General features: G+C 69.8%; 8 protein-coding genes. 4 read left to right on the plus strand and 4 right to left on the minus strand.

Annotated features, from left to right (window positions below; all coding sequences use genetic code 11):
* Positions 1-68 precede the first annotated feature (68 nt).
* The 4 genes from ACZ6TU_RS19290 to ACZ6TU_RS19305 all read right to left on the minus strand — a co-directional run bounded on the left by ACZ6TU_RS19290 (position 69) and on the right by ACZ6TU_RS19305 (position 6,713).
* Entirely contained in the window at positions 69-1,319 is a 1,251-nt protein-coding gene (locus ACZ6TU_RS19290) for an alpha-L-fucosidase (protein WP_467670459.1), read from the minus strand.
* A 3-nt stretch (positions 1,320-1,322) separates the two neighbouring features.
* Entirely contained in the window at positions 1,323-4,367 is a 3,045-nt protein-coding gene (locus ACZ6TU_RS19295; RefSeq protein ID WP_469549781.1) for an alpha-mannosidase, read from the minus strand.
* Positions 4,368-4,420: 53 nt separating this feature from the next.
* Entirely contained in the window at positions 4,421-5,758 is a 1,338-nt protein-coding gene (locus ACZ6TU_RS19300; protein WP_467670455.1) for a 6-phospho-beta-glucosidase, read from the minus strand.
* A gap of 190 nt (positions 5,759-5,948) precedes the next feature.
* A complete protein-coding gene (locus ACZ6TU_RS19305) occupies positions 5,949-6,713 on the minus strand; it encodes a DeoR/GlpR family DNA-binding transcription regulator (RefSeq protein WP_467671466.1) in 765 nt (254 codons plus the stop codon).
* Between the two features lie 139 nt (positions 6,714-6,852).
* Here ACZ6TU_RS19305 and ACZ6TU_RS19310 point away from each other — a divergent pair, with 139 nt between their 5' ends.
* The 4 genes from ACZ6TU_RS19310 (at position 6,853) to ACZ6TU_RS19325 (ending at position 11,076) form a co-directional block, all read left to right on the plus strand.
* Positions 6,853-7,872: a carbohydrate kinase family protein gene (locus ACZ6TU_RS19310; RefSeq protein WP_467670453.1), complete on the plus strand. Its 1,020-nt coding sequence runs from the start codon at positions 6,853-6,855 to the stop codon at positions 7,870-7,872.
* 48 nt (positions 7,873-7,920) lie between these two features.
* On the plus strand, positions 7,921-9,201 hold the full coding sequence (locus tag ACZ6TU_RS19315; RefSeq protein ID WP_467670451.1) for an ABC transporter substrate-binding protein: 1,281 nt from the start codon (positions 7,921-7,923) through the stop codon (positions 9,199-9,201).
* A 124-nt stretch (positions 9,202-9,325) separates the two neighbouring features.
* Positions 9,326-10,210 carry a carbohydrate ABC transporter permease gene (locus tag ACZ6TU_RS19320; protein WP_467671464.1) on the plus strand — a complete coding sequence of 295 codons (885 nt, stop codon included), beginning with the start codon at positions 9,326-9,328 and terminating at the stop codon, positions 10,208-10,210.
* The gene (locus ACZ6TU_RS19325; RefSeq protein ID WP_467670449.1) at positions 10,207-11,076 is read left to right on the plus strand and encodes a carbohydrate ABC transporter permease; all 870 of its coding nucleotides are present in this window, start codon (positions 10,207-10,209) and stop codon (positions 11,074-11,076) included. Before ACZ6TU_RS19320 ends, ACZ6TU_RS19325 begins: the two co-directional genes overlap by 4 nt.
* Positions 11,077-11,119: the final 43 nt, after the last annotated feature.

An 11,119-nucleotide genomic window follows, 5' to 3' on the forward strand; every position in this document is an offset into this window, starting at 1 on the left:
ACCGGCGTGCTCACGGGCGTCCACATACCGCCCGTGAGCAGGCCACTTACCGGTTTCTTAAACTTTCGTCAGAACCGGCCGGCGCCGCGGTACAGCTCCAGTTCCCCTTCCAGTTCGACGGCCAGCACCGTGGCGTGCGGGTCGAGGTCCGGCGCGGCGGGAGGCTCGATCCAGAGGACGCCCGGTGTCTCGTGGAGGCCGCCGGTGACGCGGTGGGCCAGTTCCGTGCCGCTGCCGAGCACCGAGACCCTGCGGACCTTGCTGAGCAGTCCGCGCACGTTGATCTCGGCGCGCGGGGCGTCGAAGAGCGTCAGATAGAGGGTGCGGCGGTCCTCGGAGAGGGTGCTCGGGCCGTAGTGGTGGCCCGGCGGGAGTCCCCGTCCGGTGCCGTACACCGCCTCCGCGTGCCTGGCGATCCAGTCACCGAGCCCTTCCAGCCGCTCCGCCTGCTCGGCCGGGATCGTGCCGTCCTCCCGCGGGCCGACGCTGAGCAGCAGGTTGCCTCCGCCGCCGATGGTCTCGGTGAAGTAGCGGATCAGCTGGTCGACCGACTTGTGGTTGTGGTCGTGGTGCTGGTGGCCCCAGGAGTCGTTGATCGTCAGGCACAGCTCCCAGGGGCCCTCGGGCGGAATGACCGGGGCGCCCTGTTCCGGCGTCGCGTAGTCGCCCTCGCTGAGCATGCGGGCGTTGAACACGACGTCCGGTACCTCGGAGCGGATGAGCGCGGCGAGTTCGGGGATGCGCCACTGCTCCTCGCTGCGGTCCCACTCGCCGTCGAACCACAGCAGGTCCGGCTTGTAACGGGAGGTCAGTTCGCGGAGCTGGCCGTCGCGGTAGGCGAGGAACCTCTCCCAGGCCTCCAGGTCCTCGTCCTCGGCGGCGGCCTCCGAGTAGCGGTTGTCCTCCAGCTCCGGCGGTCGGCCCGGCTTGCGGGTGGAGGCGTAGTCGGGGTGGCTCCAGTCCGAGTGCGAGTAGTAGAGCCCGACCTTGATGCCCTGCTCGCGCAGGGCGCCGGCGTAGCCGGCGATCAGGTCGCGGCCCACGTTCAGGTCGCCGTGCGCCGAGTCCCACAGGGCGACGCCGTCGTGGTGGCGGCTGGTCAGCACGGCGTACCTGGCGCCGGCCCGCGCGAAGAGCTTCGCCCAGTCGCGCGGGTCGTAGCGGGAGGCCGTGAAGCGGTCGAACTGGGACATGTACCGGTCGTACGGGACGATGTCGTCGTAGAACGACCAGGACTCCTGGACGCCGTCGACGGCGTAGATGCCCCAGTGGATGAAGATCCCGAGCTTGGCGTCGGTGAACCAGGGCTGCATGGCCATGGGTCAGCCCCTGCGCAGACGGAGTGTCAGGATCTGGAAGGGCCGCAGTTCGACGGGGACACCGCCGTCGCCGTCCACGCGCGCCTCCTCCAGCGGTCGCTCCAGCAGGTCGGTGATCTGCGCGCCGGCGAGCGGGAAGCCGGTGCGCAGGACACCCCGGGCCCGGCCGCCGCGGGACTCGTAGAGCCGTACGACGACGTCGCCCGACGCGTCGTCGGCGAGCTTGACCGCCTCCACGGTCACGCCCTCGCCCTCGGCGGAGACGACCGGTGCGGGGGCGCCTGCCGCATCGGCCACCCGGAGCGGGAGGTTGAGGGCGTAGCCCTCGGCGACGGCGTCCTCGATGGTCGCGCCGGGCAGCAGGGCGTAGGTGAAGCGGTGGCGGCCCTGGTCGGCCTCGGGGTCCGGGATGCGCGGGGCGCGGACCAGGCTGAGGCGGACGGTGGTCGTGGTGCCGCCGTCCTCGCGCACCGTGCGGGAGACGTCGTGGCCGTACGTCGAGTCGTTGATGACCGCGACGCCGTAGCCGGGCTCACCGATGTGCACCCAGCGGTGGCCGGAGACCTCGAAGCGGGCGGCCTCCCAGCTGGTGTTGGTGTGGGTGGGGCGCTGGATGTGGCCGAACTGGATCTCGGCGGAGGAGTGCGGGGCCCGGATGTCGACCGGGAATGCCGCCTTGAGGATCTTCTCGGTCTCGTGCCAGTCGATGTCCGTCTCGATGTCGATCCGGGGGCTGCCGGCGCGGACGGTGATCGTCTGGGTGATCTTCGAGCCCTTGCCGAAGGACCGCTCGACGCGGATGGCGCCGACCAGCGGGTCCTGCTCGACGACCGTGACGGACGAGGCGTCCAGGAGGTCCGTGTAGCGGTTCTTGTAGTGCTTGTCGATGTCCCAGGCGTCCCAGTAGTTGGGCAGGTCGGTGTGCAGGCGGAGCAGGTTGCCCGGGTCGGCGAGGACCTCGCGGTTCGCGCGCAGGTCGCGGACGGACGACAGGGTGCCGTCCTCGGCCACCTCCACCCGGACCAGCCCGTTGTCGAGCACCCGGCCGCTCACCGTCACCGGCTGCGGGGGCTCGGCGTCGGCGAGGGGCGCGGAGCCGCTCGCGGGCACCTCCACGTACATCGGTGCGCCGTCGGCGGTGCGGACCACCTCGGCACGGTCGTAGGGGCTGGTGTTGAAGACGCGGGTGCCGCCGGCGCCCAGCGCGGCCACCGCCTCGGCGGTCAGCGCGTGCAGCTCGTCGGCGACGCGGGCGTACTCCGCCTCGGCCTCGCGGTGCACCCAGGCGATGGAGGAGCCGGGCAGGATGTCGTGGAACTGGTGCAGCAGCACCGTCTTCCAGAGCCGGTCCAGATGCTCGTGCGGGTAGCTGTAGCCCGGCGCGTGCAGGGCGGCCGTGGTCGCCCAGAGTTCGGCCTCGCGCAGGAGGTGCTCGGAGCGGCGGTTGCCCTGCTTGGTGCGGGCCTGGGAGGTGTAGGTGGCGCGGTGCAGCTCCAGGTAGAGCTCGCCGACCCACACGGGCGCGTCCGGGTACTCCTCGCGGGCCTTGGCGAAGAACTCGTCGGGGTGTTCGACGACGACCTTCGCGGAGCCCTCCAGGTCCGCCAGCCGGCGGGCGCGTTCCATGATCTCGCGGGTGGGGCCCCCACCGCCGTCGCCCCAGCCGAAGGGGGCCAGGGAGCGGCTGGCGCCGCCCTTCTCCCGGTAGTTGCGGACCGCGCGGGACATCTCCTCGCCGCTGAAGCGGGCGTTGTAGGTGTCGACCGGCGGGAAGTGGGTGAAGATCCGGGTGCCGTCGATGCCCTCCCACCAGAAGGTGTGGTGCGGGAACCTGTTGGTCTGGTTCCAGGAGATCTTCTGGGTGAGGAACCACTCGTTGCCGGCGAGCTTGGCGAGCTGCGGGTAGGCCGCGTTGTAGCCGAAGGAGTCCGGCAGCCACACGCCCTTGGTCTCGATGCCGAAGTGCTCGATGAAGAACCGCTTGCCGTGGATGAACTGGCGGGCGACGGCCTCGCCGCCGGGCAGGTTGCCGTCGGCCTCGACCCACATGCCGCCGACCGGCGCCCACTGGCCCTTCTTGACCGACTCCTGGATGCGGGCCCAGACCTTGGGGTAGTTGTCGCGCACCCACTCGTACTGCTGGGCCTGGGAGCAGGCGAAGATGAAGTCGTCGTACTCCTCGGCCAGGGACGTGACGTTCGAGAACGTGCGGGACGTCTTGCGCTTGGTCTCCCGGATCGGCCAGAGCCACGCCGAGTCGATGTGGGCGTGACCGACGCCGGAGACGGTGTGCGCGCTGGCGTGCGCGGGCTTGGACAGCACCGGCTTCAGCGCCTCGCGCACGGCGGCGGCGGAGCCGGAGACGTCGTCCAGGTCCAGCAGGTCCATCGCCCGGTCGAGCGCGTGCGCGATCTCGTGCCGACGCGGGTCGTGCTCGCCGAGCTCCAGCATCAGCTCGCGCAGCACCTGGACGTCGAGGTCGAGGTGCCAGACCTCCTCGTCGAGGATGGCGATGTCGGCGCCGCGGAAGGTGTAGAGCGGCTTGTCCCCGGCGGTGAGGATGTCGCCCAGCGGGGTGGTCCTGGAGAAGTTGTCGGCGAGGATATCCGGGTTGGAGGCGGCCTCGACCAGGTACTCGACCGTCTCGCCGCCGGTCGCCGGGTTGGCGATCGCCACGTACTGGTTGAGCGGGTTGACGGCCTTCAGCGGGGTGCCGTCCGTGAGGTGGACGAGAGCCTCAGCCTGGTTGCCGGGCCAGTCGCCGACGAAGCCGAGGTCGATCACGGCCTCGACACGGCGGCCCGCCCATTCCTCGGGCACCTGTCCGCGCATGCGGAACCAGGTGGTGCCCCAGGGCGGGCCCCAGGGGGTGCCCATCGTGAAGGGCGCGTACGAGGCGGCGGCGGCCTCCTCGAACGGGACCGGCTCCCCCGGGGCCTGCCAGGCCTCCACCTCGAAGGGGACGGTGGCCGCGTAGATCGCGGTCTTGATGCGCTGGTCGTGAAGGCGCTGCACGCGCTCCTCGATCCGGCGGCTTTCGTCGTGCATGAGATGTCTCCAGGAAGCGGGAAGAGCGGGGGAAAGCGCTTACCGAGCGGTGCTCACCTAAGGTACGCCAGCCCGGGGTGGACCTCGGTGTAGCCCTCGACCAGCTTGCGGGCCACGTTGACGGAGTCGACGAGCGGGTGCAGCGCGAAGGCCTTCACGGCGGTCGTGCGGGAGCCGGAGTCGGCGGCGGCCAGCACCTCACGCTCGACCGCCTTGACCGCGCAGACCAGCCCGGTGGCGTGGCCGGGCAGCGGGTCGACGGTGACGGGGTGGGCGCCGTTGGCGTCGACGAGGCAGGGGACCTCGATGACGGCGTCCGTGTCCAGGACCGACAGGGTGCGCTGGTTGCGGACGTTGAGGATCAAGGTCGTGCGCTCGTCCCGGGCGATCGCCCGCATCAGCGCCAGGGCCACCTTCTCGTAGCCGCCGGACAGGTCGTCCTCGTCGCGTTCGCCGGCGCCGGCGGTCTCCCGGTTCTCGGCCATGTAGGTGGCCTCGCGCTCGGCGCGGGTCCGTTCCCAGACCTTCCACGCGGGGGCGTCCGGGTTGCTCATCTCGGCGTAGAAGCGGGCCTGCTGGTCGTGCAGGAAGGCGCCGCGGGTCTTCTCGGCCTGCTGGTAGGCGCGGACGGCTTCGCGGTTGAAGTAGTAGTAGTGCAGGTACTCGTTGGGGATCGCGCCCAGCGACCGGAGCCAGTCGACGCCGAAGAGCTTGCCCTCCTCGAAGGAGCCGAGCAGGTCCGGGTCGGCGAGCAGGCGCGGGAGCTCGTCGCGGCCGGCGACGCGCAGGCCGCGCACCCAGCCGAGGTGGTTGAGGCCGACGTAGTCGATCCAGGCCTCCTTGGGGTCGGCGCCGAGCACCCGGGCGATGCGGCGGCCGAGGCCGACCGGGGAGTCGCAGATGCCGATGACGCGGTCGCCGAGGTGGCGGGACATGGCCTCGGTGACCAGGCCGGCCGGGTTGGTGAAGTTGATGACCCAGGCGTCCGGCGCCAGGCGGGCGACCCGCCGGGCGATGTCGACGGCGACCGGGACGGTGCGAAGGCCGTAGGCGATGCCGCCCGCGCCGACCGTCTCCTGGCCGAGGACGCCCTCGGCCAGGGCCACCCGCTCATCGTTCGCCCTGCCCTCCAGACCGCCGACGCGGATCGCGGAGAACACGAAGTCGGCGCCGCGCAGGGCCTCGTCAAGATCGGTGGTGGCGGTCACCTCGGGCGCGTCGGGGACGCCGGCCGCCTGCTCGGCGAGGACGCGCGTCACCGCGGACAGTCTCGCGGGATCCAGATCGTGCAGGACGACGTGCGTCACCCGGCCCTCGGCGTGGTCCTGGAGGAGTGCCCCGTACACCAGCGGCACGCGGAATCCTCCGCCGCCCAGAATCGTCAGCTTCACCGAGTTCCTCCGATTCGGTAGGCTGCGTGCAGCACGTTGCGAGAACCAAGCACGCGCCTCCTCCTTGAACTTGCTTCAAGACCCCGGGCTGGTTCCAACCCGGCTGGTGCTGAGGGTGTAAGACCTTGCTGTTCGCTGAACGGTGGGGCGGCCCGAGCCAGGAATCCCCCCGCCTCGGCTGGGGGAGGGTTCAAGTCTGCACCCTTCCCGTCACGATGATTTCGACGCGGGCCTCCTGCAACGAGGACCGCGTCGCCGTGTCGACCGGCTCGTTCGTCACCACCACGTCCAGGTCCTCGGGACCGCAGACCTTCGCCATCCCGTGTCCCGGGAACTTCGCCGCGTCGGCGAGCAGCACGACCTTCTCGCCCGCCTTGATCATGGCGCGCTTGACCGGCACCTCCACGACCGTCGTGTCCATGACCTGTCCGCCGGGCCGTACGCCGCTGGTGCCGAGGAAGAGCCAGTCGGCGTGCAGCTGGCGCAGGTTGTCCTCGGTGAGGAAGCCGACCAGCGAGCGGTACTCGCGACGGACCATGCCGCCGAGCAGGACCAGCTCGATGCCCTCGTCGTCGGCGAGCTCCTCGTAGACCACCAGGTTGCTGGTGATCACGGTGAGCCGGCGGCCGTGCAGCTGCCGGGCCAGGCGGTAGGCCGTCGTCCCGATGTCCAGCAGCACCGACTGGCCGTCCGTGATCATCGCCGCGGCGCGTTCGGCTATGGCGTCCTTCTCGGACACGCGCACCTCGGCGACCTCGGCGAAGGGCTGGTCGCCCTCCTCCACCACGGCGCCGCCATGGACGCGCGTGAGCAGCCCGTCTTCTTCCAGTTTGACCAGGTCACGCCTGATTGTGGCGGGACTCACGCCCAGCTGCTCCGAGAGGTCGGTCACGGACGCGGGCCCGCCGGAGCGCAGGGCCCGCAGGATGAGTTGGTGTCGTCGTTCTGCCAGCACGGCGTGAACAGTACTCGTCATCTCCAATCATTTCCATGCTCACTTCTGCTCGGGTATTGACCAATCCCGTCAGGCAGCGCACGATTTCGGCCATCGAGTTGACGAGTTTTGATCAACCACTCGACGAGAGGACGCTCCCGTGGACGACGACCGGCCCGATGTGCTGCTGACCGGGCTGCTCTTCTACGACATCGTCCTCACAGGGCTCGGCAAGCCGCCGACACCCGGCGAGGAGATCTGGACCAAGGGCATGGGCTGCGGCCCCGGCGGCATCGCGAACCTCGCGGTGGCCGCCGCCCGCTTCGGCCTCAGGACCTCCCTGGCCACGGTGTTCGGCGACGACCTCTACGGCGAGTGCTGCCGGGACATCCTGTGCGACCAGGAGGACGTCGACCTCTCGCTCTCCCGGACGGCCGACGGCTGGCCCACCCCGCTCACCGTCTCCCTCGCCCACGGCACCGACCGTGCCCTGGTCACCCACGGCCAGGAGCCGCCGTACTCGCAGGACGTGCTGGTGGGCGACCCGCCCGAGGCGCGTACCGCCCTGGTGCACATCGAGGCGCAGCCACGCGACTGGCTCGCCAAGGCCGCCGCGGGCGGCACGCAGATCTACGCCGACGTCGGCTGGGACCCCACCCAGGAGTGGTCGACGGCCCTCCTGGACCAGCTCGCGCTCTGTCACGCCTTCCTCCCGAACGAGACGGAGGCCATGGCCTACACCCGTACGGACAGCGCGGTGGCCGCGCTCGGCACGCTGTCCGAGCTGGTGCCGGTCGCGGTGGTCACCCGGGGCGGGGACGGCGCGGTGGCCGTCGACCAGACGACCGGCGAGTACGCCGACGTGCCCGCCCTCGACGTCGAGGTGCTGGACGCGACGGGTGCCGGGGACGTCTTCGGCGCCGCGTTCGTCACCGCCTCGCTCGGCGGCTGGCCGCTCGCGGAGCGGCTGCGGTTCGCGGTGCTCGCCGCCGGGCTGTCCGTCCGGCATCACGGCGGGGCGCTGGCCGCCCCCGGCTGGTACGGCGTCGACCGCTGGTGGCGCTCCGTGACCGATCCCGAGCTGAAGCGGGCCTACGGCTTCCTGGCGGATCGGCTCCCGGAGAACCCCGGGCCGCCGGTCGCGTACGCCCCCGTCACCCCTCCCGCACGGCAGCACTGACCTTCACCCACACCTCAGCACCACGAACAGGAAAAACAGGAGTGACCCGTGGACCTTTCTCGTAGAGGCTTCCTCCAGGCCGCCGCGCTGACCGCGGCCGCCTCCGGCCTGACCGCCGCATGCGGCGGCTCGGGCTCGGGCTCGGGCGGTACCAAGAACGGCAAGAGCCTCACCATGTGGTACTGGGGTGGCGCGCTGAGCGACAAGGTGGTCGCGGAGGCCAAGACGCACTTCGGCGGCCAGATCAAGCTGACCGCCGCCTCCGTCGGCGGCGACTTCAAGCAGAAGCTCACCACCACGCTCGCGGCGGGCAGCTCCGTGCCCGACATCACCGGCATCAAGGGCGAGGACATCGCGTCCTTCCTGCCCAACGCCGACCGCTTCCTCGACCTGAACGACCTGGGCTTCAAGAAGATCTCGTCGCAGTACCTGGACTGGAAGACCAAGCTCGCCCAGACCGAGGACGGCAAGCAGATCGGGTTCCCGATCGACATCGGCCCCACCGCGCTCTTCTACCGCGCGGACCTGTTCCGCAAGGCCGGGCTGCCCACCGACCCCGACAAGGTCGCCGCCGAGGCCGGGACCTGGGACGACTACTTCGCGCTCGGCTCCGAGCTGAAGAAGGCGGTACCCGGCACCTACCTGATCAACAACATGGGGTCGGTGTTCAACATCGCGGTCGGCCAGGGCACCAAGCGGTTCATCGACGAGAACAACCACTTCATCGGCGACCAGGACCACATCCGCGCCGCGTGGACGACGGCGGTCCGCCCCTACACGCTCGGCATCGACGCCAGGATCAACGACCAGACCTGGAACGCCGCCATCGGCAAGAACCTCGGCACCGAACTCGGCGCGGCCTGGCACGCGCTGGACATCGAGCAGGCCGCCCCGGGCACCAAGGGCAAGTGGCGGGTCTGTGCGACGCCCGGCGGACCGGCCAACCAGGGCGGCTCCTACCTGGCGCTGCCCAAGCAGTGCCGTAACCCCGAAGAGGCATTCAAGATCATCAGCTGGATCCTCAGCCCGGCCAACAACGCCCGCGGCTTCACCGACGCCGCCATCTTCCCCGCCTCACCGGCCTCGTACGCCATGCCCGCCATGACGGGCCCCGACGCCTTCTTCGGCGGACAGAAGATCATCGAGGTCTTCGGCCCGGCCGCCAAGGCCATCCCGGTCAGCTACGAGGCACCTGCCGACGCCGCGGTCATGGCCCCCTACTTCACCGAGCTGACCAACATCGAGGCCAAGGGCAAGAAGCCCGACGCCGCCTGGAAGGACGCGGTCAGCCAGGCCAAGCAGATCGCCCGGCGACAGGGGGTGAACTGAGGTGTCATCACCTCCGGTCACCGGTCCCGCCACGGTGCCCGAGCACCGCGGCGGGCCGGTCCCGGCCCGGTTCCGCCCGCGGCGCACCCCGCCCGCGGGCGCCGTCCGGCCGAGCCGGCGCGGGGTGCTGTCGTACTGGCGGCAGTACCTGGCGATCTCGCCGTTCTACCTGATCTTCATCGCCTTCTCCTTCTTCCCCGTCTTCTATTCGCTGTATCTGGCCTTCCAGCGTTACGACGGCCTGGGCATCAAGCAGTTCGTGGGCCTCCAGCAGTTCGAGTTCCTCTGGAACGACCCGATCTTCTGGCTGTCGATCCGCAACACCCTGGTGATCTGGGTGCTGTCCACCGTGCCCACGCTCTTCGGGGCCCTGGTCCTGGCGGCGCTGCTGCATTCGGTGCGCCGCTTCAAGGGCTTCTACCGCATCGCCCTCTACGTGCCCAACGTCACCTCGATCGTCGCCGTCGCGATCTTCTTCGGGGCGGTGTTCAGCAACAACTTCGGCCTGGTCAACGCGATCCTGGGCACGGTCGGCATCTCGCCCGTCCCGTGGCTGAGCAACCCGTGGCTGATCAAGCTGGTCATCGCGCTGCTGATGACCTGGATGTGGACCGGCTACAACATGATCATCTATCTGGCCGGTCTCCAGGCGATCCCGAACTCGATCTACGAGGCGGCCAAGATGGACGGTGCCGGTCCCGTCCGCACCTTCTTCCAGATCACCATCCCGATCATGCGGCCGATCATCCTGTTCACCGTCGTCATCTCGACCATCAACGGCCTGCAGAGCTTCAGCGAACCCCAGGTCCTCTTCGCGAGCAACGCCGCCAACCAGAACCTCGGCGGCCCGGGCCAGGCGGGTCTGACCACGCTGCTGTACTTCTACCAGTCGGCCTTCCTCAACAACGACTACGGCTACGGCGCGGCCATCGTGTGGGCCTTCTTCGTACTGATCATCGTGCTCGTCGTCATCAACTGGCGCATCGTGCAACGAGGGAGGAAGCCATGACGGCAGCGGCCACGACGCGGCCGGCCACGGGCGCGCGGCGGCTGCGCCGCCCCAAGGGCCTGACCGCGCACATCTTCCTCATCCTGGCCGTCCTGGTCTCGGTCTTCCCCTTCGTGTGGACGATCGTCATGGCGACCAACACCACCGAGGACATCTACAAGAGCCCGCCGAAGCTGACCTTCGGCTCCCACCTGCTGGAGAACATCCGGCATGTGCTCGACACCATCGACTTCTTCGGGTCGATGCTCAACACGCTCGTCGTCGCGTGCGCCACCACCGTCCTGGTGCTGTTCATCGACTCGCTGGCGGCCTTCGCCTTCGCCAAGTTCGACTTCCCCGGGCGCAAGGTGCTCTTCGGCACGCTGCTGGTGTTCATGATGCTGCCGCTCCAGCTGGCCGTCCTGCCGCAGTTCATCCTCATGTCCGAGATCGGCTGGGTCGGCATGCTCAAGGCGCTGGTCCCGCCCGCCCTCGCCAACGCCTTCGGCATCTTCTGGCTGCGCCAGTACATCGAGAACGGTGTGCCGGACGAACTGCTCGACGCGGCGCGCATCGACGGTGCCGGGTTCTTCCGGCAGTACTGGAACGTCGCGCTGCCGATGATCAAGCCCGCGTTGTCCTTCCTCGCCATCTACGTCTTCGTCGGTGCCTGGAACGACTACGTCTGGCCGCTCATCGTGCTCACCGACCCCAGCCACGTCACGCTCCAGGTGGAACTCGCCCAGCTCCATGTCGGCCACACCACCGACTACAGCATGGTCATGGCGGGTGTGCTCATGGCGGCCCTGCCGCTGGTCGTGGTCTTCGCCATCTTCGCGCGCGGCTTCATCGCGGGCGCGACCGAGGGAGCGGTGCAGGGGAGCTGAGGGCCGCGCCCCAAAGGGGCGCGGGGCTGTGTCGATATGCGGC

This window comes from Streptomyces sp. NPDC052064 (genome assembly GCF_055585925.1).